The sequence below is a fragment of the Lysinibacillus louembei genome (assembly GCF_033880585.1).
GTDB lineage: Bacteria > Bacillota > Bacilli > Bacillales_A > Planococcaceae > Metasolibacillus > Metasolibacillus louembei.
Genome location: NZ_CP137624.1, coordinates 1,341,538 through 1,366,114, shown reverse-complemented (window position 1 = coordinate 1,366,114; position 24,577 = coordinate 1,341,538). Strand labels below are relative to the sequence as shown.

21 protein-coding genes and 1 pseudogene are annotated in these 24,577 nt (G+C 39.0%); 4 read left to right on the top strand and 18 right to left on the bottom strand.

Annotation, left to right across the window (positions count from 1 at the left end; translation table 11 throughout):
* Positions 1 to 65 precede the first annotated feature (65 nt).
* The 3 genes from R6U77_RS06805 to R6U77_RS06795 form a co-directional block, all read right to left on the bottom strand.
* On the bottom strand, positions 66 to 1,040 hold the full coding sequence (locus tag R6U77_RS06805) for a LacI family DNA-binding transcriptional regulator (protein WP_319837904.1): 975 nt from the start codon (positions 1,038 to 1,040) through the stop codon (positions 66 to 68).
* 177 nt (positions 1,041 to 1,217) lie between these two features.
* Complete coding sequence (locus R6U77_RS06800; RefSeq protein WP_319837903.1) at positions 1,218 to 1,808, bottom strand: response regulator transcription factor; 591 nt, start codon at positions 1,806 to 1,808, stop codon at positions 1,218 to 1,220.
* Entirely contained in the window at positions 1,809 to 3,824 is a 2,016-nt protein-coding gene (locus tag R6U77_RS06795) for a sensor histidine kinase (RefSeq protein WP_319837902.1), read from the bottom strand.
* Between the two features lie 328 nt (positions 3,825 to 4,152).
* Between R6U77_RS06795 and R6U77_RS06790 the strand changes: the two genes are divergently transcribed.
* Complete coding sequence (locus tag R6U77_RS06790; protein ID WP_319837901.1) at positions 4,153 to 4,521, top strand: hypothetical protein; 369 nt, start codon at positions 4,153 to 4,155, stop codon at positions 4,519 to 4,521.
* A 96-nt stretch (positions 4,522 to 4,617) separates the two neighbouring features.
* On the opposite strand, the gene R6U77_RS06785 is transcribed toward R6U77_RS06790, so the two are convergent.
* From R6U77_RS06785 to R6U77_RS06775, 3 genes are all read right to left on the bottom strand, one after another.
* Positions 4,618 to 5,838 (bottom strand): RtcB family protein, encoded by a 1,221-nt coding sequence (locus R6U77_RS06785; protein ID WP_319837900.1) that lies wholly within the window; start codon positions 5,836 to 5,838, stop codon positions 4,618 to 4,620.
* A 112-nt stretch (positions 5,839 to 5,950) separates the two neighbouring features.
* The gene (locus tag R6U77_RS06780; RefSeq protein WP_319837899.1) at positions 5,951 to 7,900 is read right to left on the bottom strand and encodes a HAMP domain-containing methyl-accepting chemotaxis protein; all 1,950 of its coding nucleotides are present in this window, start codon (positions 7,898 to 7,900) and stop codon (positions 5,951 to 5,953) included.
* 228 nt (positions 7,901 to 8,128) lie between these two features.
* Complete coding sequence (locus R6U77_RS06775) at positions 8,129 to 8,947, bottom strand: purine-nucleoside phosphorylase (protein WP_319837898.1); 819 nt, start codon at positions 8,945 to 8,947, stop codon at positions 8,129 to 8,131.
* 177 nt (positions 8,948 to 9,124) lie between these two features.
* Between R6U77_RS06775 and R6U77_RS06770 the strand changes: the two genes are divergently transcribed.
* Positions 9,125 to 9,742, top strand: coding sequence for a YIP1 family protein (locus R6U77_RS06770; protein ID WP_319837897.1), 618 nt, complete (start codon positions 9,125 to 9,127; stop codon positions 9,740 to 9,742).
* Positions 9,743 to 9,858: 116 nt separating this feature from the next.
* Here the strand turns inward: R6U77_RS06770 and cysI are convergent, their stop codons facing one another.
* Genes cysI through cobA form a run of 5 tightly spaced genes read right to left on the bottom strand, consistent with a single transcriptional unit; the run spans position 9,859 to position 15,090 of the window.
* On the bottom strand, positions 9,859 to 11,580 hold the full coding sequence (gene cysI, locus R6U77_RS06765) for an assimilatory sulfite reductase (NADPH) hemoprotein subunit (RefSeq protein WP_293921807.1): 1,722 nt from the start codon (positions 11,578 to 11,580) through the stop codon (positions 9,859 to 9,861).
* Positions 11,581 to 11,606: 26 nt separating this feature from the next.
* Positions 11,607 to 13,403: an assimilatory sulfite reductase (NADPH) flavoprotein subunit gene (locus R6U77_RS06760; RefSeq protein WP_319837896.1), complete on the bottom strand. Its 1,797-nt coding sequence runs from the start codon at positions 13,401 to 13,403 to the stop codon at positions 11,607 to 11,609.
* A gap of 28 nt (positions 13,404 to 13,431) precedes the next feature.
* Positions 13,432 to 13,578: a YezD family protein gene (locus R6U77_RS06755; protein WP_293921813.1), complete on the bottom strand. Its 147-nt coding sequence runs from the start codon at positions 13,576 to 13,578 to the stop codon at positions 13,432 to 13,434.
* The gene (locus R6U77_RS06750; RefSeq protein WP_319837895.1) at positions 13,556 to 14,320 is read right to left on the bottom strand and encodes a sirohydrochlorin chelatase; all 765 of its coding nucleotides are present in this window, start codon (positions 14,318 to 14,320) and stop codon (positions 13,556 to 13,558) included. The genes R6U77_RS06755 and R6U77_RS06750 overlap by 23 nt, the downstream gene beginning before the upstream one ends.
* Positions 14,321 to 14,322: 2 nt before the next feature.
* On the bottom strand, positions 14,323 to 15,090 hold the full coding sequence (gene cobA / locus R6U77_RS06745) for a uroporphyrinogen-III C-methyltransferase (protein ID WP_319837894.1): 768 nt from the start codon (positions 15,088 to 15,090) through the stop codon (positions 14,323 to 14,325).
* A 154-nt stretch (positions 15,091 to 15,244) separates the two neighbouring features.
* On the opposite strand from cobA, the gene R6U77_RS06740 reads away from it, so the two are divergent.
* Positions 15,245 to 16,126 carry a LysR family transcriptional regulator gene (locus R6U77_RS06740; RefSeq protein WP_293921819.1) on the top strand — a complete coding sequence of 294 codons (882 nt, stop codon included), beginning with the start codon at positions 15,245 to 15,247 and terminating at the stop codon, positions 16,124 to 16,126.
* Positions 16,127 to 16,144: 18 nt separating this feature from the next.
* Positions 16,145 to 16,963 carry a 3'(2'),5'-bisphosphate nucleotidase CysQ gene (gene cysQ / locus R6U77_RS06735; RefSeq protein WP_319837893.1) on the top strand — a complete coding sequence of 273 codons (819 nt, stop codon included), beginning with the start codon at positions 16,145 to 16,147 and terminating at the stop codon, positions 16,961 to 16,963.
* 97 nt (positions 16,964 to 17,060) lie between these two features.
* Here cysQ and cysC read toward each other — a convergent pair whose 3' ends face one another.
* The 7 genes and pseudogenes from cysC to R6U77_RS06700 all read right to left on the bottom strand — a co-directional run bounded on the left by cysC (position 17,061) and on the right by R6U77_RS06700 (position 24,260).
* On the bottom strand, positions 17,061 to 18,890 hold the full coding sequence (cysC, locus tag R6U77_RS06730; RefSeq protein ID WP_319837892.1) for an adenylyl-sulfate kinase: 1,830 nt from the start codon (positions 18,888 to 18,890) through the stop codon (positions 17,061 to 17,063).
* 1 nt (position 18,891) lies between these two features.
* Entirely contained in the window at positions 18,892 to 19,791 is a 900-nt protein-coding gene (cysD, locus tag R6U77_RS06725; protein ID WP_319837891.1) for a sulfate adenylyltransferase subunit CysD, read from the bottom strand.
* Between the two features lie 18 nt (positions 19,792 to 19,809).
* Positions 19,810 to 20,514, bottom strand: a complete 705-nt coding sequence (locus R6U77_RS06720) for a phosphoadenylyl-sulfate reductase (RefSeq protein WP_293921831.1) — start codon at positions 20,512 to 20,514, stop codon at positions 19,810 to 19,812.
* Positions 20,515 to 20,525: 11 nt separating this feature from the next.
* Positions 20,526 to 21,599, bottom strand: coding sequence for a sulfate/molybdate ABC transporter ATP-binding protein (locus R6U77_RS06715; RefSeq protein WP_319837890.1), 1,074 nt, complete (start codon positions 21,597 to 21,599; stop codon positions 20,526 to 20,528).
* A gap of 1 nt (position 21,600) precedes the next feature.
* A pseudogene (cysW, locus tag R6U77_RS06710) lies at positions 21,601 to 22,389 on the bottom strand (sulfate ABC transporter permease subunit CysW); the annotation flags it as partial.
* Positions 22,390 to 22,409: 20 nt separating this feature from the next.
* On the bottom strand, positions 22,410 to 23,240 hold the full coding sequence (gene cysT / locus R6U77_RS06705; RefSeq protein ID WP_293921924.1) for a sulfate ABC transporter permease subunit CysT: 831 nt from the start codon (positions 23,238 to 23,240) through the stop codon (positions 22,410 to 22,412).
* Between the two features lie 18 nt (positions 23,241 to 23,258).
* Positions 23,259 to 24,260, bottom strand: a complete 1,002-nt coding sequence (locus tag R6U77_RS06700; RefSeq protein WP_319837888.1) for a sulfate ABC transporter substrate-binding protein — start codon at positions 24,258 to 24,260, stop codon at positions 23,259 to 23,261.
* Between the last annotated feature and the right edge of the window lie 317 nt (positions 24,261 to 24,577).

Here is a 24,577-nt window from a genome sequence, read left to right as displayed (position 1 = left end):
GTTAAACGTTTAACTAAAGATTAATTAAAGCTTTCCATTCTCCATCATAGAAAATGGAAAGTAATTTAAGTAGAATGACGCTTCACAATAAATGGCTCTAAAACTGTTACAGGCTCATATGCTTCTTTGCGAATTTGGCTTAAAATAAGCTCAGCGCTTTTCATGCCTAACTCTCTGTTTTGTAAATCGACACATGTTAGCTCCGGCGTTGAAATTTCTGACATAACTGAATTCCCTAAGCTCAAAACTGCTATATCTTGTGGAATTTTTATATCTGCTTTTTGTAACGCCTTTGCTAAATAAACAGCACTTAATTCATTTAGCGTAAATAGCCCTTCAATTTTTTGCGCTAATAGCTGTGGTACGAAGTCATTTACTAAATCCATATCATCGTTTATTTCCATCACAATCGGTAAGTGCTTTCCACCTGCTTTTTGGCAGCCCTCTAAGAAAGAATGTAATATTTCTTCCCGTAGACCTTTATGCACAACAGCTAGTCGCTCTTTTCCTTTCTCTAATAAATGCTTCGTGCCTATTTCACCAGCCTGCACTAAATCTGGATAAACAAGTGGATAGCTCGTATTAGAAATATAGCGATTGGCATAAACAACTGGAATATCCCAGCCTGCAATATTATTAATGCTTTCTTGGAAAGTTTGATCTGCAAATAAGCCGATAAAAATAATGCCTGCAATCATATTTTCTCGCATTAGCTGCAAAATTTCCTCTTCGCTTAGCTGTAAATTATCAACCTCGTATATATACAGGTTGTAATGATATTTACCTAAGGTTTGACTAATACCAGAAGTAATCTCTGAGTAATAAAGATTATTAATTTTCGGTAAAATAACAGCTATATTGGATGTCTCCATTCGCTTCAATGCTTTTGCCACTACATTTGGTACATAACCAAGTTCCTTAATCGCTAGCTGGATTCTTTGCTCGGTTTCTTTCTTCACAACCATGCTTGAGCTTAAATATTTAGACACTGTACAAATGCTAACATTTGCATGCTTCGCAATATCCTTTAATGTAACCATCAACAACATCTCCTTACTAGCAAGATGTTAAACGTTTAAGTTAATCGTTTAACTATCTTGTTGAAAAATATAGCATGACACAAAAACAATTACAAGAACATTCTGAAATTTATTTTTTATTACTTTTATAGAATAACTTTAAGGAGCATCTTGTCATGACAAGATGCTCCTTTTTCTTCATCGCTTCGCACTCACTAATCCTTGCTCAATGCCCGTAACTGCCGCACCTAAACGTGTGTCTACACCAAGCTTGCGCAAAATGGAGGAAATGTGATTCTCCACTGTTCGTTTACTCATTGCAAGCTCTCTGCTAATCATCTCATTTGTTTGATCCCACGCAACAAGCTGTAGCACCTCTCGCTCCTTAAGTGTTAACAAGCTTTCTTCAAAATATGGAAAATGTGTTGAGCCTTCATAAACCGTTTTTACAATAGCGATTAGCTCCTCATTCGACTGCTCCTTTTTCACAAATCCCCGCGCTCCAGCATTTTGTGCTGCATGAATGTATGCATCGTCATCATAGCCTGATAATATAATAATTTTCATATCGGGTAGCTGCTGCAAAATTTCCTTCGTTAATGAAAGCCCGTTATGTGATTTTAAACGAATATCCATTAAAATAATGTCAGGTTTTAAACGTTGTACGTCCTCTAAAAGTGAAGAAGGGTCCGCAATCGCTGCGACAACTTGAATATTTGGATCTGTTTCTACAATCGTTTTCAAGCTTTCTAATAAAAGCACATGGTCATCCACTAATAATACCTTCATCTAGCTCACTTCCTTTAATGGGAATTCAATGATAATTTTTGTACCTTCTCCAAGCTGTGAAGTAATCATAAAAGTTCCTTGTAACTGTTCGACTTTCTTTTGAATGGTTACTAATCCAAAATGCTGCTCCACATAAAGCATCATATTTTTCGGTACTTCAAAGCCACAGCCATTATCCTCAACTGCTATGTGTAATTTGCCATTCTGCTCACAAATAGTTATCTTTACATCTTCAGCCTTTGCATGCTTAATACTATTCGTTAATAGCTCCTTCAATATGCGAAACACTTGCATTGCCAGCAATAAAGAGATTTGCTCGTCCTTGATTTGATAATCAATATGAATATGAATATCGTGCTGCCCTTCCGTTTTCGCTTGTAAAGACTGCAAGCTTAATGCAAGACCGATTTCTTCTACCATAATCGGATACAAATCATTGCACATCGCACGTACGACACTAATCATTTGCTGCAATGTTTTTTCTGTGTAATCATAGCGCTCTGCTCTTACATTGCGTAAGGAAAATAATAAGTCTTGTAAAACCTCATCGTGCAGAAAAATCGATAGATGTCTACGCTCATCTTCTAAAGCCTGCAATAGCTGATACTGGTAGCCTGTTTGCTGTACATCATATGTAGCTTTATCAATTTTTCGTATCATTTGTGCGTGTAAAAATAATTCCTTTGCCTCCATATGTATTTTATTTAATAAAATGAGCTCCTCCTGCTCCCATTTTGTGAAATTCAGCTTTTGCCCAACGACAATCATACCTACAATATTTACACCATCAGTTAAAGGTAATGTGTAATAAGGCGCTTGCTTTAACATATCATGTCTACTTTGCTGCTGCTTTAATAAATCACGAATATTTTGCTGTACTACCTGTGAATGCTGAAATAAGCCTGAATCATGAAGAACTGTTAAAGAAGGCTGTGACCAAATAACAGCAGCTCCTTCTATTTCAAACATTTTATGAATAAGCTGTACAATACGCTCTGCATAAATCGTTAAAAAAGCACCTGTATCTAACTGCTTTAAAATATGCTGCTTTTCTTGTTGAATGACACGTAGCTTTCTTTCTATATAGCGTCTTTCTATATATTTCATTGCCTGATAGAGTAAAATAAATACGCCGCCACCAATTAAAAACCCTACAATATAAACAGAAGGAAGCGAAAAAGCCTTCATAATAATAAATAAAGTTAATACAAATGCTGTTAACATAGGTATTGCTTGCTTTAATACGAGCTTAAAATCGACTACTTCCTGTTTCGTAAGCAAATAGGCTAAAGCAAGTGGGAAAATCGCCATCGGTATAACAAAAAAGGCAAAGGGCATCGCAGGCTCACTAAGCATAGCTGATTGAACTAAATTAAATAAAATAGGTCCAAAAGATAGCAATAGGCTAACGAATAAAACGAGCAACTGATTTTGAAGCCACTTTAATTGTGAAAACCACTGTTTTCCAATGTAATAACCACATATAATGACAGCCATTAACACATTAATAATTAACCCAAAGCGCACAACGTATAAATTCCAAGAAAGCTCCTCTGGAAATGTGTCTACTACTATAATAAATGCCGCCACAAATAACGCGATATATTGATGTCCTCGCAAAAACTTCGTTGAATTAGGTACTGGAAAATATTCGATTAATCGAACTAAAAAATATGGTACAAGCCCTAAAGTAACAGCTTCGGCTTTTGTCAGTATGAATACCCCATAGCCAGATGGCTTGGCACAGCTAACTGCTAACCCCGCTACGCACATTAAGTAGAAAAATCGTTGAATCACTACCGCCTGAGGCTTTTTCATATAGGCATAAAAACCTGTAATTAAAAATAAAAATCCTACAATATCTGTCGCATGATTATATAAGAATAAAGCTACGTTATTAATAATTGGTAAGCTGTGAAATTGTATAGCCCATTCATTAAATGCGACACCTTTCACTAAAGCAAAGAGCCATAAGCTAAATATCAATGCTAATAAAATAATACGTTGATATAACATGAATAACCTCTAATCTAACATCTGTATTAGTTAGTAAAATATAGATTAAATGAATAATTGTCAATAGGTATATTACACAATCCATGGCGCTTCGGCTGACATTTTGACATCTCTTGAATTCAAATTAATATGCGTGATATACCTATATATTTTCATAAATTGCTTTGCTATGCTGTAAATATATGATATTGAAGTATGGAAACCAACCTCTAGATAGGTGTCGGAAAAGCTGGCTAATACCTGCTTTTCTCGGCACCTGTACTCATTTTATAGAGTATAAAATTTTACCATAAATGTATTTAATAAGACTAAGAAAGGAGCTTTTGCTATGTATGAAACAAGAATGGTAGAGATTCAATTCGAAGAACAGTATATGATTAATCAAAGCCAGGCAGCATTCCAAATAAATGAAATTTTGTATGTTGAAAAGAAAAAATATGTTTTATCTGTGCATAACACAAGTGCTTATCAATTAAAAACTCATATAAAGCTATTGACTAACCATAAAACGAAAAACATTGAAAATATATTCATTCCTGCAAATGCTCAAATTATTTTACCGTTAGATTTAACAGAAATAAATGAAATAGATAGCATGCGCGTAATGCTTACTGGAGAAGTTCTACAAGAGGAGAACGCCCGCTATCCAATTAAAGTGGTGGAATTTCCTAAACAGCTTCCTCAAAATATTCATTAACTATTTCTTCAAATAAACTTCAAGCTGCCAAAAGTAGACACTACTTAGACAGCTTGGATTTTTTTATACTGAATGTCTTTTTAAAAAAGTACATTGCTATTTCTTTCTCATATAAGGCTTATGCTCCTCACTCGCTTTAAAATTATAAACAGGCTTAATCGCTTTTATAATATCGACCGTCTCACCAATTACCGATGTAATTTCCTTCATCGGCTTATAAGCCATTGGTGCTTCATCAAGCGTATCCTCTGTAACGGATGTCGTCCAAATACCTTGCATCGTTTCTTTGAAGGCATCCATCGTCAGCTCTTTTTTTGCCATGCGACGTGAATAAACTCGACCTGCCCCATGCGGTGCTGAATAATTCCATTCTGCATTGCCTTTCCCAATACAAATTAATGAGCCATCACGCATATTCATCGGAATGACAAGCTTTTCTCCTTCATTCGCACGTACAGCCCCTTTGCGTAATGTCATCGTATCTGTATCAATATAGTTATGAATTGTATCGAAGGTATCTGTATATGTCCATTCCATATGCTGTGCAATCGTTTCAGCAATCGTCCAACGATTAATAACCGCATAGCGCTGCGCAATTTTCATGTCATGAATATAATCATCAAAATACTGCCCTTCTAAATAAGCTAAGTCCTTTGGAATAACAGGGTTTTGTGCCTTGTACGCTTCAATTGCACTTTGAATCTCCTGCTCACGCCCATCCACTTTTAACCTTTCAATAATCGCTGCTACATCTTGATGACGTAACATCTCAAAAGCTCTTTTTTGATGCCAATTTGCTACCTTTGCACCGACATAGCGAGAGCCTGTATGAATTAATAAATAATATTTCCCTTCCTCATCTTTGGCAAGCTCGATAAAATGATTGCCACCACCTAATGTGCCAAGCGATAAATTCGTATAATCATCTCTCATCCCTGTGGCAATAAAGTTTTGACATGTAAATTCCTCAAACTGACGTGCAGGAGATAGCTCTGTATGCAAATCCTGTCCGCTTGGTACATACGCCCGAATCGTTGCATCTAGCTTAGCATAATCAATAACAGTGGCATCCACCTCCGCTACGAAAACACCACAGCCTACATCAACACCAACAAGATTCGGTACGACACGCTCCCTCAGCTGAATCGTTGTGCCAATCACACAGCCTTTACCAGCATGATAATCTGGCATAATACGAATTTTTGTCCCTTCCATAAAAGCTTGGTCTGTTAGCTCACGAATTTGCTCAATAGCAGCAGGCTGCGCTGTATTCGTATAGATTTTTGCCTTTGTAAAGCGGCCATTTACTTCAATCACCGTTCTCACTCCCTATGGTATATTTTGTTCTATATTACAATTATTTTAGAAATTTTGCGAAAAAACAAGGCTGTTGGATAAGTATTAACCTCTCCAACAGCCTATGCTTGCATCAATATTTAAATTTCTCCATATAACTGCGCAGTTCATCCGCCATCTCTTGCAGTTTATTAGCAGCTGCTGCCATTTCATGCATCGATGCCAATGTTTGCTCTGTCGATGCAGCAACTTCCTCTGAGGCTGCAGCATTTGATTTTGCATGGTCTGATAGCTCTAATGCAGTTGCTGATACTTCCTCGACTACTGCTGAAATTTCCTCAGAAGCAGCCGAAATGCCTTCGATTTTAGGAGCAATCTCTTGTAAGCTTTCTACAATGCTTGCAAACTTGTCACTCGCCTGTGCGGTTAACTGCAAACCATGCTCCACATCTGACGTTGCCCTACTCATTGATTGTACAGATTGTGCTGTATCTTGCTGAATAGCAGCAATTAGCTCAGAAATTTGATTTGTTGATTGCAATGATTGCTCAGCTAGCTTACGTACTTCATCCGCAACAACTGCAAAGCCTTTGCCATGCTCACCTGCTCTTGCTGCTTCAATAGCTGCATTTAATGCAAGTAAATTCGTTTGATCTGAAATAGCTGTAATGATTTCTAAAATTGAGCCAATTTCCTTTGTGCGTGCATAAAGCGAATTAATCGTTTCATCTGATTGCACGACAGATGTATGAATAGACTTCATTTGCTGTACTGTTTGTTGTACAGATTGACCACCTTCATCTGCCAATTGCATCGCATGTCCTGATAAATCAGACACTTGCATCGTACTATCTGTTACTTCTACAATTCCCTTTGCTACTTCCTCAATTGAAATGGCATTTTGCTCAATACCTGTCGTTTGTCTTTCAGTACTGCTTGCTACTTCCTGCATCGCATCTGTTACTTGCTCAGAAGCTGCTATATTTTCCGCTGTATTAGTAGCTAAGTTTTGTGCGGAGCTTTGTACTTGTTGGACACTTTGCTCTAGCTGCTGCAACAATTCCTTTAAGCTAAGCTTCATCGACACAAAGGCTTCTGCCAATTGCCCAATTTCATCCTTTGTATGAATATCAATATGTGTTGTTAAATCACCCTCGCTAATTTTCAAGGCATTTTCTTGTAGCTCTTTAATTGGTGAAACAATAGAACGAATCATCAACAGTACAAAACCGCCACCCACAATAACAGCAATCGCCACAATGACAATAATCGCTGTTAATGTTTTCGATGCAGCTTTCGTTGCCTCTGCCGTAAACATCGTACCAAGGATTTTCCAACCCGTCAGTTCATTTGTATCAAATAAAACATGGCGATTGTTATTGATAATAGTATCCTTATCTTTCGCATAAACCTCTTCAATATAATTCTCTGTCGCTTCTGAACCGCTTTCTTTATCCTGCTGTGCAATGTACAGTCCTTGATTATCCAATAATGCCATATAGCCAGTTTGTCCAATTTTAATATTATCAGTGATTTCACTTAAAACAGATATGTTTACATCCAGTGCGACCACCCCAGAATTATCAGCTAAAGGCTTCATAACAGAGACCACAATATTATTTGTTGACATCGACACATATGGTGAGGAAATAGATACTACCCCTTTATTTTCCATCGCTTGTTGATACCATGGACGTTTACGAGGATCATAATCGCTTGCATAGTCGCTCACAGGCTCATCAATCATTTGTCCATCAGCTACACCAATATAAAGCAACTCAACTTCTGGATGCATATTAATATATTCTTTAAATAATGCCTTCAGTTCATTACGCTGCTCTGGCTGTAAAGAGATTGCATTAAACTTAGTTGAGAAATATTCAATATCCTTAACTTTAGGTGCAATCATACTCGTAATATTTGTATTTAGCTCACGAACACTTTCCATTGCACTCGCTTGCTGCTCATTCAAAATTTGCTGCTTGGCACTTTGATAAGATACATAACCAATCACAATTGATGGAATTAAAAGAATTAATAAAAATGAAAAAATAAGTTTTTTTCTAAGACTAACCCGCTTCATAGCATGGTCCCCCTATTTATTTTTATGTGCCATTTCACTACTTTTGCAATATGTATAACTACTTAAGTCCTAAAACCATGAAAAAGGACCCGAAAATAGCACTTGAATATACCCTATTATAGTTTCACAAAAATTTATTAGCAATATAAAATTTTGGAATTTTCTAAATTTTATTGTATAAAAAAAGCTGTGTAGAAAGCGTATATTACTTTCTACACAGCTAAAATCTTATATTTTCTCTACTGTTTCTTTTACTAATTGGATGAACTTCTCTTTCACTTGGGCCGCTACTTCGATTACTTCATCATGCCCTAGAGGCTGATCTAAAATACCACAAGCCATATTTGTTAAGCATGAAATACCTAATACTTTCATATTACCATGTACTGCAACTATCGCCTCAGGCACTGTAGACATGCCGACAGCATCAGCACCTAATGTACGAATCATACGAATTTCTGCTGGTGTTTCATAAGCAGGACCGCTCCACCAAGCATAAACGCCTTGCTGTAATGTTAAGCCTTGCGCTGCCGCTACTTCCTGTGCAATACTGCGTAACTCACGGTTGTACACTTGCGATACATCTGGGAAGCGCGTTCCTAGCTCATCGTTATTTGGTCCAATTAATGGATTTGTGCCAACTAAATTAATATGGTCTGTAATTAACATTAAATCACCAGGCTTGAAGCTTGTATTTACAGCACCACAAGCATTCGTAATTAATAAGCTTTCGACCCCTAATGCTTTCATTACACGTACAGGGAATGTCACCTCATCTAATGTGAAGCCTTCATAATAGTGGAAGCGTCCCTTCATGGCAACGACTGTTTTCCCCTTTAGTTGTCCAATGACTAGCTCATTAGCATGCCCAATCGCACTCGATTTGGCGAAATGTGGAATTTCATTATATGGAATCGTTACTGCGTTTTCAATTTCATCTGCAAGCGGACCTAAACCAGAACCTAAAATCATACCGATTGTTGGTTGCTCTGTAATTCGCTCCATAATAAATTGTTTAGCTGCTAAAATATCTTCTGTTTTATGCAAAAGAATCCCTCCTCTTTCATTTAGTTTAATGCGTCACTGACAGATTGTAAAATACGGTTGTCACTAAGGATAGGAACCAAACCTCAATTTTAGTATTATAGTAAATTTTTGAAACTTTTCATCTGTTTTTTCGGTATAATAGGTAATGAAATACATATTTTATTTTGGAGGTATATGATGGATAACAAAACGTTAAATCCTTTTCTTGCTGTGTGGCTACACCCAAAGCAAGCAGCTCGCTATTTGATTGACCACAAAACACTTGGTTTCGCTATGATGATTATTACAATTTGTACGATTATCAGTTTACCTGTGAACTTTTTAGACACTGGAGAAATCTTGACTTGGCCGTTCCTTATTGGAGTAGTTCTTGTATCTCCCTTTTTAGCAATATTAGGGTTGTTTATTACAGCATTCTTTCCATGGGCAATCGGAAAACTTTTTAAAGGTACATCCACGTATACAGATATGTATAAAGTGATGAGCTTAGCATCGATTCCAGCTGCAGCGATGGGACCCATTTATTTAATTTGGTTCGTCGTATCACCTGACACTCTTTTAAATACAGAGTTAGCCTTCTCAGGAACAGGTATTGCTATTTTTTTAGTTGTTATGCTACTCTCATTTGCACTCGGTATTTGGTCATTTGTTGTGTCTGTTGCTGTTGTAGCAGAAGCGCACCAATTCTCTAATTGGAAAGCATTTTTCACGCTAATTATTCCAGCTGTTATTATTTTAATTTTTATACTGTCACTTGGAGCTTTAATTGCCTTCTTGTTCTTCAGTAATATGTAAAAAATTGAAGAAACAAATAATATTCTTGATGTTCCCCTACAATTCGATATATTGGCTAAAAAAGTTGTATGGAAGGAGGCAAGCACCTACTTTCCATACAACCTTTATGCGACTTATTATGATAAATGGAATTGACGCCCATCTGTTACTGCCTCGACATAGCCTTGACGGATAACAAAATCACCGAAATGCTCCTGCTCCTCGCGCTCTTTTGCATAATGCTCAAGTATTGGGCGCAATGTTGATAAAATTTCTTCCTCGCCAATATTTTCACGGTAAATTTTATTCAAGCGTTGTCCTTTAAAATCTCCACCTAAGTATAGATTGTATTTACCTGGCCCTTTGCCAATAAAGCCAATCTCCCCCATCGCTGCTCTTGAACAGCCATTTGGACAGCCTGACATTCTTATGCCGATTTCTGTTTCGAGTAGCCCAAACTCCTCCAGTATGCTATCAATTTTCGTAATTAATGATGGCAAATAACGCTCTGCTTCAGCCATTGCTAAGCCGCATGTTGGCAGTGATACGCAAGCAATTGAATTGCGACGTAATGCAGAATAATGTGCACCATCTGTAATTTTATATTTTTTCAACAGCGCATCAATTGTACGCTTTTTCTGTGGTGTCACATCTGCAATTAGCAAGTTTTGGTTTGGCGTTAGACGGAATAAGCCTGTATGCACCTTTGCAATTTCACGAAGTCCCGTCATTAGCTGATAGTCCTCAAAATCACGCACACGACCATTTTGAATAAAGAGCGTGAAATGCCATTTGCCATCTTCACCTTTAATCCAGCCAAACTCATCACCTGTACGTTTAAAGGAATATGGACGAGCCTCTTCAAGCTGCCAGCCTAAACGTTGGTGAAGCTCCTCTTTAAACCAATCAAGACCACGTGCATCAATCGTATATTTAAAACGCGCATTTTTACGTACAGAACGGTTGCCATAATCACGCTGAATCGTTAAAATTTTCTCTGCCGTCTCAAGTAAACGTTCCTTTGGAATATAGCCGACTAAACGACCAAGCTGCGGATAAGTAGCCGTATCGCCATGTGTCATCCCCATACCGCCACCAACAGCAACGTTAAAGCCAATAAGCTGATTGTTTTCTTCAATTGCAATCAAACCGATATCCTGTGAAAAAACATCAATATCGTTACTTGGTGGTATAGCGATGCCGATTTTAAATTTACGTGGCAAATACAAGGCACCATACATTGGCTCAACCTCTTTTTCCTGCCCATCGTAAACCTTTTCGCCATCCAGCCATAGCTCGTGATAAGCCTGCGTTTTTGGCAGTAGATGCTCACTTAGCTTTGCAGACCATGTATACACCTCTTCATGCAGCTTCGATTGATTCGGATTGACATTACACATTACGTTACGATTGACATCTCCGCATGCTGCGATACAGTCTAACAGTGCCTCATGAATTTCCTGCATATACTTTTTCATATTCCATTTTAAAATTCCATGTACTTGGAATGCTTGACGTGTTGTTAGCTTGAGCGAGCCATTGCCATACTTTCTCCCCATCTCATCCATTACAAGCCATTGTGCTGGTGTCGCTGCCCCACCTGGTGTACGCACACGTGCCATAAATTGATAAGCTGGTTCAAGCTTTTGCTTTTGGCGTTCATTGCGCAAATCACGATCATCCTGCAAATAGCTGCCATGAAACTTCATTAAGCGATTATCATCATCAGGAATGCCTGAGCTTAATGGGTTGTTCATCGTTTCTTCAAGCGTACCACGCAAGTAATTGCTTTCACTTTTTATTCGTTCCACATCACTTGGCTTACCAGGCTGTGGTGGTAATACAACTTTCTCCGTCATTCTATTCGCCTCATTTCATTTTCCATCTAATAAACATCTCTTTGATAACGTTGTTGCTGCTTTAAATTGTTGATATATTCTGCTGCCTGCTCAGCTGCTTTTGCCCCTTGCTCTGCAATAATGGCATGAAGCGTTTTATCAACATCAGCCGCCATTGTCTTCTCATCGCCACATACATAAATGACAGCACCTTGCTCAATCCACTCATATAGCTCCTTTGCATGCTCCTGTAAGCGATGCTGGACGTATACTTTCTCCTCACCATCACGTGAAAATGCTGTTGTCAAATTTGTTAATGCGCCATCCTTTACCCAGCCCTGCCAATCTGTTTGATAGAGGAAGTCAGTCACGAAATGCTGGTCACCAAAAAATAGCCATGACTTGCCTTCCGCTCCGCGTGCTGCACGCTCCTCCACGAATGAGCGGAATGGTGCAATCCCTGTACCAGCACCAATCATAATAATTGGTATATTGTCATCCTGTGGTAATTTAAAATTCGGATTCGCATGAATATAAATAGGCAGCTTTTGCCCAATCTCAATGCGCTCTGCAATTTGACCTGAGCAAACACCAAGCCGATCGCGCCCATCTGTCTCGTAGCTCACTTTGCCGATTGTTAAATGCGCCTCTTCCTCATTTGCTTCCTGACTTGAGGCAATCGAGTATAAGCGTGCTGGAATTTTGCGCAATAGCTCAACAAATTGCTGCGCATTCCACGAAAATGGACCAAAGCTTCGTACCACATCTAATAAATCTCGACCGTATACATAGTCCTTCCACTTCTGATCATCTTGTAAAAGCTCCGCTAAATCCGAATTGACTGTAAAGTTTTGAATTTTTTGTAGCAACGGCTTTGATAATACCGTAATTTCAAGCTTTCTTTGTAGCACTTTACCTAATGGTACAGCTTGCTCATCCACTTGAACGATTTCCTCTTGCTGGAAGCCTAATGCTTCAATTAATAAGTGAACTAGCTGCTCATCGTTTTCAGGTAAAATGCCAATGCTATCACCTGGCGCGTATGTTAATCCTGATTCCTCTAATGAAAGTTCAACATGGTATGTCACTTTATTAGAGCCGCGTCCATTTAAATTAATTTTTTCAAGCACCTCTGCATAAAATGGATTCTTTTTCGAATATTGTGTACTACTAGCTTCTTTCGTTATCGCACTTGTTTGCGAGGCAGTAGCTGGAGCCGCTGTGACTAATGCATTTTTCACATTTTCAAACCAACCTGCTGCTAAGTCATCATAATCTAAATCACAGTCAACACGTGGCACGATGCGCTGTGCACCAAGCTTTGCTAATTGCTCATCAAAGTCAGCACCTGTTTTGCAGAAAAACTCGTAAGAGCTATCGCCAAGCGCTAACACAGAATACTGTATACTCTCTAGCTTCGGCGCCCGTTTGCTATATAAAAATTCATGGAATTGAATCGCATTATCTGGCGGTGTCCCCTCGCCATGTGTACTCGTAATAATAAATAAATTTGTTAACTTCTTTAGCTGATTTGTTTTAAATGCTGACATTGCTAAGACGGTTGCCTCTACACCAGCGTCCTTCAGTTCTTTCCCAAGCTTTTCCGCTAAGCTTTGAGCATTACCTGTTTGCGAGCCATATAAAATCGTTGCTGATTGCGGCTCTGTAGCAATCACCTTTACCTCTTCTGCTGTGTCAATAACCGGCACTACTGCTGTCGCTGGTACAACGCTTAAATAACCTGTTAACCAAATTTTTTGATAGTCATTTAATGTAGGTAATAGCGTGTTTAATTGTTTTACTTGCTCCTCACTAAAAGGGCTGTTCAATACTTGTAAAGTCAAGTTTTCCACCTCTCGAATCATTAGCTAATTATTTCAAACGAATTTTTTCGTTCTTTTCAATTTGAACGACATGCCCATCTTGTATAACGAGTGTAATCGTTCCAAATTTAATCGACCCTAACATTTCTTTAATGCTTTCAAGTGTAAGCTCACTATTGCTCTTTTGCTTTGTCATTCATGTCCCCCCTTATTTGCAAAGCCTCTTGCACTCGCTCTATTAATACTTGCTGAACATTGTCGTCATAACCTAAACTGGAGCATAAAATGACACGTGAACGGTCAAATTCCGATGCTTTTATATCTTTTTCAATCCCTTTGCTTAACAGCCCAGAAAATAATAAATATGGCACGATAAATAATTGCTTCACATCGCGTTCTTTAATCGCTTCTAGCGCATCTTGAAAGGCTGGACCTGCTCCATATAAAAAGCATGCCTTTACAGATGAAAAACCAAATTTGCTACGCACGAGCTCACTAATTTCCTGCATATCTCGCACAACAGCTGTATCGCTGCTGCCTCGCCCTATTAATAGCACCTCTGCTTCATGTGAAATTTCAATTTGTTGCTCCTGAATGCGCTTATAAATGGTAGCAATTAATTTGTCGTGAATTCCAAATGGTCGCCCAAGTGTAAATTGCACATGTGGATAAAGCTGCGCTTTTTCTATTTCTAACGGAATATCCTCCTTGGCATGCTGCGCTGTTAATAGCAGCAATGGCACAATCGCTATTGTTGTTGCTCCTTGTGCTACACAACGCCCAACACCCTGCACTATATCTGGCTCTACTAGCTCTAAAAACGCAATCTCCTGAATTTCAATAGGAATTTGCTGTTTAACCGCTTCAATAAATTGAAGGGCCTCCCCCACTCCTTGCTTTAGTCTTGTGCCATGACCGATATATAAAATAGCCTGCATTTCTACACAACACTTTCACTTAATTGATTTTGCACCTCAAACCATTGAATTTTTTCTCGCAATGAAACCACTTCTCCAACAATAATAATGCTAGGATTTTTCACATTGCTCTCCAATGCAATGTCAACAATTGTCTCAAGCGTCCCTGTAACGGTTTGCTGTTCTTCAAATGTCCCCATATGAACAAGGGCAACAGGCGTTGTCGCAGCACGCCCATATTTTAATAGTTGATTACAAATATAAGGTAAATTGCCAACACCCATATAAATCGCTAATGTATCGACGCCATTAGCAAGGCTTTCCCATTTAATTGAATCATCCTTCCCTTCTCTCATATGCCCTGTCACAATAGCAAAACTTGAGCCAAGATCACGATGCGTCACAGGGATGCCTGCATAGGCTGGCGCTGCAATACCAGATGTAATTCCTGGAACGATTTCATATGGAATATGGTGGCTTGCTAATACTTCTGCCTCCTCGGCACCACGTCCAAAGACAAATGGGTCTCCACCCTTTAAACGCGTTACCACCTTACCTTGCTTTGCATACTGTACAAGTGAATGGTTAATATGCTCTTGAATCATCGCATGGCGATTTGGCAGTTTTCCACAAAAAATCAATTGTGCATTTGGCTTTGCATAGCTTAATAACTCATGATTAATTAAACGATCATATAAAATAACATCCGCTTCTTTAATACAACGAAGTCCTTTTACCGTGATAAGCTCTACATCTCCAGGCCCAGCACCAACAATATAAACTTTACCCATGAACTACCCCTCCAATACTTATAGGTAAACTATGTTTTAAAAACGAATAATTCCAATAAGTTTACTTTACTATATGCTCATTGATTGGTAAAATAACAATTAATAATCGAGGCTATCAGCAAATATAATCGTGTGGAAGAAAGGGGATTACTAGATGAATATTGAGGAGCTTCATACGTTTATTAAGTTATGCGAAATAAAAAATTTCACAAAAACCGCTGATGCACTATGTATGTCACAGCCAACGGTAAGCTTACATATTAAAAACTTAGAAAGGGAATTTCAAACACAGCTTTTCCAACGTTCCCCTAAGCTACTTTGCATTACACCTACTGGGGAAATATTGCTAGAGCGAGCGAGGCAAATGGTACAGCTCTATGAACAAACAAGTCAGGAGCTATTAGATTATCACCATACAGTGCAAGGTCATCTAAAAATCGGTGCAAGCTTTACAATTGGTGAATACATCCTTCCTCCATTACTTGTTAAATTAAAAGAACAATACCCTGAGCTTTCCTTTCAAATTATTATTGGTAATACTGAGGAAATTGTTCAATGTGCTAAGCTTTTTCAAGTTGATATCGGCTTAGTTGAAGGCAAAACAAACGAAAAAGAAATTATCGTAGAGCCGTTTAAAGATGATGAGCTAGTAATTGTTTCCGCCGCCTGCCATCCGTTAGCAGCTAAAAAAAATGTGTCAATTGCTGATTTGCAAAATGAAGATTGGATTACGCGTGAAATTGGCTCAGGAACAGGCGAATATTTAAAGCAGTTTTTACAAGCAAATGAGCTGAAAGTAAAAACATTAATGTCCATTAGCAGCATCCAAGGAATAAAGGAAACTGTTATGAATAATTTAGGTCTTTCCATGCTATCAAAAAGTGTTATCGAACGAGATTTAAAGACGGGTGAAATGCATGTAATACAGCTCGATGCCCCTCCTCTTTTACGGACACTATCGTACATTTACGCACCTTCAATGAAAGAAAAAAGGAATGTCAACATATTCATTGAAGCATTGCGTCAACTATTTTAAGAAATGGAGCTTATATAAATGAAAAACCTTATACAAATTTTAGAGCCGATTCGTATCGCCTTTAAAGCCGGCCAAGAAATTTTAACTGTTTATCATACAAACGAGATGAACATCGAATTAAAAAATGATGAATCTCCTGTCACAATTGCAGACAAAAGGGCACATCAAATTATTTATTCACAGCTTATCAGCAGCTATCCACATATTCCTGTCATTAGTGAGGAGGGCGAGCTTGCAGATTATACAGAGCGCAGCAAATGGCATGCTTTATGGCTAGTTGACCCGCTAGATGGCACAAAGGAATTTATTAAACGCAACGGGGAATTCACCGTCAATATCGCCCTCGTTGAAGATGGCACACCTGTGCTTGGCGTTATTTATTGCCCTGTACTTGATACAATGTATTTTGCCTCTAGCGAACTCGGCTCATATCAATTAATCAATTGCACTCAACGTCTCGAAAAAATTGATAGCGAAGGTGCATTGTTAACAATTGCTCAAAAGTTGCCTATCGAAACAGCTAGAGAATCCTTTGCTATTGCTGTAAGTCGCTCACATTTTTCCAACGAGACAGAGGCATATATTCAAAAAATGCGGGAGCAGCATCAACAAATCGAGCTTGTAACATCTGGTAGCTCCATTAAAATGTGCCTCGTCGCAGAAGGTAAGGTTGATGTCTACCCCCGCTTCAGCTACTCAATGGAATGGGATACTGCTGCTGGTGAAGCCATCGTAAAATATAGTGGCGGCCAAGTACTTGATACGACAACAAATCAGCCTTTGCTCTATAATAAAGTGCAATTAAAAAATCCATTCCATATTGTGACAAGAGCATAGAAAATCCTATTATCTAAAGTGTAAGAAAGCCATTTTTCACAATGAATTCTTACACTTTTTAATTTCTCTGACTAACAAATTGCTTGCGTGCGAATTACTATTTTCCACCTATCTTCAATACTTCTTTGACAATATAATCCGCAGCATCCTCTAAGGAAATATCGCTTGTGTCAATTGTAATATGCGGTTTTTCTGGCTCCTCATATGGGCTCGAGATTCCTGTAAAATCTGCTATTTCCTGTGCACGAGCTTTTTGGTAAAGCCCTTTAACATCACGTTTTTCACATACTTCAAGCGGTGTGCTCACATATATTTCAATATAAGCATCTCCGACGATTTGCTGTGCTTTGCGGCGTTCCTGCTCAAAAGGTGAAATAAACGATGTTAATGTAATTAATCCCGCATCGTTCATCAGCTTCGCCACCTCTGCGATGCGGCGAATATTTTCGATACGTCCAGCCTCTTCAAAGCCCAAATCTTTATTTAATCCTAATCGCACATTATCACCATCAAGCAGCATCGTATGGTAGCCTAATGATACAAGGCGCTTTTCTACTTCGTTTGCTAGTGTCGATTTCCCTGAGCCAGAAAGCCCTGTGAACCATAATGTTAATGGCTTTTGTCCTTTTTGCTCAGCACGCACCTCGCGCGTCACATCTGTTTGCTGCCAAAAAATATTTTTATTATCTTCAACAGCCTCTTGCACGACACCGCATGCCGCAGTCATATTCGTAATGCGATCAATTAAAATAAAATTGCCTAATGCCTCATTTCGTTCAAAGGCATCAAAAACAACCTTTTCAGATAATGCAATATCACATGTCGCCAACTCATTTTTAGTAATTTTATCCGCCTTTAAATGCTGGCCTGTATTAATGTCTACCTTATGATGAATTGCAACAATTGTGCTAGGAATCGTTTTCGTTCCTACTTTAATGAAATAGTTTTTTCCCACCTCAAGCTCTGTATCATCCATCCATAAAATTTGAGCCGTCAACAAATCTGCTACTGCAATTTCCCTGTCTGTTGTTAATACACAGCCGCGCGAAACATCTACCTCTCTGTGTAATTGGATTGTCACAGGCTGCCCCGCACTAGCAATTTGCACTTCACGATCTGTGACGAAAATGCTTTTTACCTTCGCCTTTTCATTGCTTGGCAATGTCGTAATTTCATCACCGACTGCGATTTTCCCTGCCTCAATTTGTCCTTGGAAGCCTCGGAATGTATGGTTCGGTCTACTCACACGTTGAACAGGCATTAAGAAAAAATCTTGCTCTTGCTCTTGATGAATGTCCACTGACTCTAAATAAGGCAGCAATGCTAAACCATCGTACCATGGCGTATTTGCAGATTTTTTCGTAATATTGTCTCCGTTCGTCGCAGAAACTGGAATTACTTGCACACTCTCTAAACGAAACTCCTCAATCAACTGCAAGAAGTCATTTTTAATTTTCGTAAAGCGTACTTCATTAAAATTCACTAAATCCATCTTATTGATAGCAAGCACAAGATTTTTTACACCCATTAGCGCACAAATACGTGCATGACGCTTCGTTTGTGTAATAACGCCCTTTGTTGCATCTACTAAAATAATCGCAAGGTCTGCAAAGGAAGCCCCCACAGCCATGTTACGTGTATATTCCTCATGCCCTGGAGTATCCGCCACAATAAATGAACGATGGTCTGTTGTAAAATAACGATAAGCAACATCAATTGTTATTCCTTGCTCACGCTCTGCCAGCAAACCATCTAAAAGCAGTGAATAATCAATTTCCCCACCGCGGCTTCCTAGCTTGCTATCTAGCTCCAAAGCTTTTTCTTGGTCAGCAAATAATAGCTTTGCATCATACAGCATATGGCCAATTAATGTTGATTTACCATCATCGACACTGCCGCATGTAATGAACTTCAATAAACTTTTCATTTTAGAAATACCCCTCTCGCTTACGTCTTTCCATGCTGCCAACAGCCTCTTGGTCGATTACGCGCGTTGTACGCTCGGATGTCACTGCGCCTAATGTTTCTTCAATAATCTCATCCAATGTCACCGCATTTGATTCGACACCACCTGTTAATGGATAGCAGCCTAATGTACGGAAGCGAACCTTTTTCAATAGCACTTCCTCATCTGGCTGTAGACGCATGCGCTCATCATCGACCATAACATAATTGCCCTCACGATAAACGACAGGTCTTTCCTTTGCAAAATAAAGAGGCACAATATCGATATTTTCTCGGCGAATATATTGCCAAATATCCTTTTCTGTCCAATTAGAAATCGGGAAAACACGTATACTTTCACCTTTATGAATCTTCGTATTAAAGTGCTTCCACATTTCAGGACGCTGGCTTTTTGGGTCCCATGCGTGGTTTTTATTGCGGAATGAGAAAATGCGCTCCTTTGCACGAGACTTCTCCTCATCACGTCTACCACCACCAAAGGCGGCTGTAAAACCATATTTATTTAAACCATCCTTCAATGCCTGTGTTTTCATGATATCCGTATAAGCTGAGCCGTGGTCAAATGGATTTATATTTTGCGCAAGCCCTTCCTCATTCGCATGCACAATCATGTCAATACCTAGCTCCTTCGCACGACGGTCGCGAAACTCTATCATCTCTTTAAATTTCCATGTCGTATCGATATGCATAAATGGAAATGGTGGCTTTTCAGGGTAGAATGCTTTCATTGCTAAATGTAGCATTACAGAGCTATCCTTACCAATCGAATAGAGCATAACAGGGTTTTCACACTCTGCAGCTACTTCCCTAATAATATAAATTGCTTCTGCCTCAAGCTGATCAAGATGTGTAAGTTCAGTCATTTGCGATTCTCCTTTTCATTACTCTGTATGAAGTCCACATTCCGTTTTCCCTTGCCCCTGCCATCTACCCGCACGCAAATCCTCTAATGTAAAAGCAGGCTTTGTGCAATGTGAGCAGCCGATACTTGGATAGCCTTGGTCGTGCAGCACATTATACGTAAGCTCATGCTTTGATACATAGCGCCATACATCTTTCCATGTCCAATGAATGAGCGGGCAAATTTTAATTGATTTAAATCGATTATCCTTATTGATAAACTCTACATTTTGACGTGTTTCCGATTGCTCACGGCGCAAACCAGAAATCCAGGCTTTTGCTCCTGATAGCACTTCATTTAACGGCTCTAATTTGCGAATATTGCAGCATTGATTCGGATTTGTTTCCCATAATTTATCGCCAAATTGCTGTGCCTGCTGCTCTAGTGTTAATGCAGGCTTTTTTAGCACAATATTCAACGTCGGATATTTTTCACGTACACGCTCAATCGTTTCATACGTTTCTTTAAAATGCACATCCGTATCTAAAAAGACAATTTGTGCATCTGGCTGCACTTTAGCAATTAAATCAATGAGCACAATGCCTTCAATACCAAAGCTGCATGCATAAACAATATCTTTGCCATACTGCTCATAGCTCCATTTAATAACCTCTAAAGCCCCTTTATATTGTTCATCAATTTCAAATGATATTTCAGGATTTTCCCACGTATTATACGTTAACAAGCTACTCCCCCCTATATGATAAAATCCTCTGGGATAAACACTTTCATTTCTTTTGGACTAACATAAACGATTTCTCCAACTTTTAAATCTAATTGTCCAAACTCCTCTTTGCTCAGCTCCACTTCGACATATGCCTCAATATCCTCACGTCGCATTTCAATATGCCAAGTAGGTCCAACCGAATGCATAAAGGTAATTTTCGCTGCAATTTCATCCTTATTTTGTCGTATGCGCTCAACCTTTAAATGATGTGGTCGTACGTAGCCCACTGCATCCGCCCCATCTTTATCAAGGTAATCAGGTGCATCCAACTGGGCGCTACCTAAATTTAACTTTCCTTGCTGCAATCGACCGTGGAATAAATTCACATTGCCTAAGAAGTCATAAACAAAGGGGCTAACAGGCTTATCATAAACTTCTGAAGGCGTTCCAATTTGCTCAATTTTCCCTTTATTCATAATAACGATGCGGTCTGCTACATCGAGCGCTTCCTCTTGATCATGTGTGACAAAGACACTCGTTATATGCATTTCATTATGCAATTTGCGTAGCCAGCGGCGTAATTCCTTTCGAACCTTTGCATCAAGCGCCCCAAATGGCTCATCTAATAGCAGCATTTTTGGTTCCACTGCTAATGCTCGTGCTAGTGCAACACGTTGACGTTGCCCACCTGATAGCTGTGATGGATAGCGATGTGCAAAGCCACTTAGCTTTACTAGCTCTAAAAGCTCATGCACCTTTTGCTCGATATCCTTTTTCGATGGTCGCAAGCTTTTTTTGCGTACATTTAAACCGAATGCTACATTATCAAACACCGTCATATGCTTGAATAGCGCATAGTGTTGAAAAACGAAGCCAACATCTCGTTGATTGACATGCACTGTGCTTAAATCTTTCCCATCAAATGCGATGCTGCCTTCCTCAATCGATTCTAGCCCTGCAATCATGCGCAAGAGTGTCGTCTTTCCTGAGCCAGATGGACCTAGCAGTGCTACTAACTCCCCTTTACCAATCGTTAAATTAATATTTTTCAATGCTTGAAATGAGCCATAATGCTTTGTTACCTCACGTATTTCAATCGACATGCTATTCACCTACTTGTTTTTCTGTCTTGTATTCAATAAATGATTTAATAATCAATGTAGCGAGTGCCAGTAACGACATCAGTGATGCTACCGCAAAGGCTGCCGAAAACTGATATTCGTTATATAAAATTTCTACATGTAAAGGCATTGTATTTGTCATGCCTCGAATTCTGCCAGATACTACTGATACAGCTCCAAACTCACCGATTGCACGCGCACTACATAAAATCATGCCGTATAGTAAACCCCATTTAATCGTTGGCAATGTCACACGAATAAACATTTGCCAGCCACTCGCCCCAAGTGAAATGGCAGCTTCCTCCTCTGCCTTCCCCTGTGTTTGCATCACCGGAATAAGCTCGCGTGCAATAAATGGCAACGTCACAAACATCGTGACAATAATAATACCTGGTGTTGAAAAAATAATTTTGATTCCCCAATCCATTAAAAGCGAGCCTACAGCACTTCTTGGGCTAAACAGTAAAATAAAGATTAACCCTGCAATGACAGGAGAAATAGCGAATGGCAATTCGATTAAAGACAGCAATAACTGCTTTCCTCTAAAGTGGAATTTCGTAATACACCATGCTGCTGCTATACCAAATATCGTATTCAGTGGTACTGTGATGACAACAACAAGTAGCGTTAATTTAATCGCAGATAAAGCATCACTCTCTGTAATCGCTGCAAAATAAACAGCTGCTCCTTGCTCAAACGCCTTCACAAAAATAAAAACTAACGGTACAATTAAAAACAATGCTAAATATAGGAGCATACATGTAATTAAAACCCGCTTCATTGTTCCCCCTCCTAATCCTCTTGCAATACATGCTTTTGGCTCCATTTTTGTAGGAAATTAATAAAAATTAAACAAATAAATGAAACAACGAGCATCACAACCGCAATAGCTGTTGCTCCAGCATAGTCAAACTGCTCTAGCTTTGTCATAATCATTAACGGGGCTATTTCCGTTTTCATCGGCATATTGCCTGCGATAAAGACAACGGAGCCATATTCACCAAGCCCCCTTGCAAATGCGAGAGAAAACCCTGCTAATAAAGCTGGTAATACCTCAGGGAAAATGATTTTGCGGAAAATTTGCCCGCGCGTCGCCCCTAAGCTTGATGCAGCCTCCTCAACCTCACGCTCTAACCCTTCTAGCACAGGCTGCACCATACGTACAACGAACGGTAAGCCAATAAACATCAGGGCAAGAGTAATACCGAGTGGTGTAAACGAAACTTTGATTCCTAGCAGGCTAAACCATTGACCGAGCCAGCCATCCTTCGTATATAAAGTCGTCAATGCAATACCTGCTACTGCTGTCGGTAAGGCAAAAGGTAAGTCAATTAGCCCATCGATTAATCTTTTGCCTGGGAAGCTATAGCGAACAAGCACCCATGCAATTAATAGCCCAAAAATGCCATTAAAAAGAGCTGCTGCAAATGCTGTAGCAAAAGATATTTTATAAGCATGCATGACGCGTTCATTCGTCACAGCCTTCCAAAAATCTACCCAGCCTAATTTAGAGGACTCAATAAATATCATGGATAGCGGAATTAAAATAAATAAGCTTAAATACAGCATTGTAATCCCCATTGACAAGCCAAAGCCTGGCAATACATTTTTCTTTTTTTTCATCATTTACACCACCATCTATTACTGGTAAATCGAATCAAACACACCATCGTCACTAAAATGTGTTTGCTGTGCCTCTCGCCAGCTACCAAATTTCTCATCAATCGTAAACAATTTAATTTCAGGGAATTCGCTACGATACTTCTCAGCAATCTCTTCATTACGTGGGCGATAATAATTTTTAGCGGCTATTTCTTGCCCAATATCAGAATATAAAAACTGTAAATAGGCTTCTGCCACTTCTCTCGTGCCTTTGCGATCCACATTTTTATCTACTACTGCTACTGATGGCTCCGCTAAAATACTGATGGACGGTGCAACAATTTCAAATTCATTGTTTTTCATTTCCTTCAAAGCTAATAGCGCTTCATTTTCCCAAGTAATTAAAACATCGCCAATCCCTTTTTCAACAAATGTTGTTGTCGAGCCACGCGCGCCTGAATCTAGCACCTCTACATTTTTATAAATACTTGCAACAAATTCTCTAGCCTTCTCTTGATCGTTTCCATATTGCTCCAATGCAAAGCCCCACGCCGCTAAATAATTCCAACGAGCTCCTCCAGATGCCTTTGGATTTGGTGTGATAACTGAAATATCTTCCTTGGCTAAATCATCCCAATCTTTAATGCCCTTTGGATTGCCTTTACGGACTAAAAAGACGATTGTTGATGTATACGGAGCCGAATTATTGTCCAAACGGCTCATCCAGTTTTCATCAATTAATTTTTGGTCTGCAATAGCATCAATGTCGTACGCTAAAGCTAATGTCACAACATCAGCATCTAAACCATCAATAACTGAGCGTGCCTGACTGCCTGAGCCACCATGTGACTGTTTAATAACAACCTCCTGCCCTTTCTCAGCTTGCCAATAGGCCGCAAACTCCTTATTAAATTCATCATATAATTCACGTGTCGGGTCGTATGAGGAATTTAAAATTTGCACTTTCCCCTCAGAAGCATCGCTATTAGCACAGCCTGCTAATAAAAACACAGCAAATAAAATTACCATTACCTTTTTCATAAAATCCCCCTTATATAATTATTCTTATTCGCAAAGTATGTTTTAAAGCTGCATTCTTTTATGAATTATGCCGAGGCGTAATTGCGTCCGGATTTTTTCGAACTTTTCCAAGCAGCCCTCCTTTTCAAAACCTGTGACAGCTATGAACAAAAAAGACCACTCCATAGAAAAGAATCGCTTCTTTTCTAAAAGAGTGGCCTCTAGTTTTTCTAGTGAGCTACTACAATATAATCATGCTTTATTAAAACCGACTAATCTTATAGAAATAATTTAACATGAAATTACAAAATGTCAACACTATTTTCAAAAATGCATTA

Coding starts and splice junctions, on each gene's coding strand:
- R6U77_RS06805 (WP_319837904.1), bottom strand. CDS start 1,040: ATGGTTACATTAAAGGATATTGCGAAGCATGCAAATGTTAGCATTTGT.
- R6U77_RS06800 (WP_319837903.1), bottom strand. CDS start 1,808: ATGAAGGTATTATTAGTGGATGACCATGTGCTTTTATTAGAAAGCTTG.
- R6U77_RS06795 (WP_319837902.1), bottom strand. CDS start 3,824: ATGTTATATCAACGTATTATTTTATTAGCATTGATATTTAGCTTATGG.
- R6U77_RS06790 (WP_319837901.1), top strand. CDS start 4,153: ATGTATGAAACAAGAATGGTAGAGATTCAATTCGAAGAACAGTATATG.
- R6U77_RS06780 (WP_319837899.1), bottom strand. CDS start 7,900: ATGAAGCGGGTTAGTCTTAGAAAAAAACTTATTTTTTCATTTTTATTA.
- R6U77_RS06770 (WP_319837897.1), top strand. CDS start 9,125: ATGGATAACAAAACGTTAAATCCTTTTCTTGCTGTGTGGCTACACCCA.
- cysI (WP_293921807.1), bottom strand. CDS start 11,580: ATGACGGAGAAAGTTGTATTACCACCACAGCCTGGTAAGCCAAGTGAT.
- R6U77_RS06755 (WP_293921813.1), bottom strand. CDS start 13,578: ATGACAAAGCAAAAGAGCAATAGTGAGCTTACACTTGAAAGCATTAAA.
- R6U77_RS06750 (WP_319837895.1), bottom strand. CDS start 14,320: ATGCAGGCTATTTTATATATCGGTCATGGCACAAGACTAAAGCAAGGA.
- cobA (WP_319837894.1), bottom strand. CDS start 15,090: ATGGGTAAAGTTTATATTGTTGGTGCTGGGCCTGGAGATGTAGAGCTT.
- R6U77_RS06740 (WP_293921819.1), top strand. CDS start 15,245: ATGAATATTGAGGAGCTTCATACGTTTATTAAGTTATGCGAAATAAAA.
- cysQ (WP_319837893.1), top strand. CDS start 16,145: ATGAAAAACCTTATACAAATTTTAGAGCCGATTCGTATCGCCTTTAAA.
- cysC (WP_319837892.1), bottom strand. CDS start 18,890: ATGAAAAGTTTATTGAAGTTCATTACATGCGGCAGTGTCGATGATGGT.
- cysD (WP_319837891.1), bottom strand. CDS start 19,791: ATGACTGAACTTACACATCTTGATCAGCTTGAGGCAGAAGCAATTTAT.
- R6U77_RS06715 (WP_319837890.1), bottom strand. CDS start 21,599: ATGTCGATTGAAATACGTGAGGTAACAAAGCATTATGGCTCATTTCAA.
- cysT (WP_293921924.1), bottom strand. CDS start 23,240: ATGAAAAAAAAGAAAAATGTATTGCCAGGCTTTGGCTTGTCAATGGGG.
- R6U77_RS06700 (WP_319837888.1), bottom strand. CDS start 24,260: ATGAAAAAGGTAATGGTAATTTTATTTGCTGTGTTTTTATTAGCAGGC.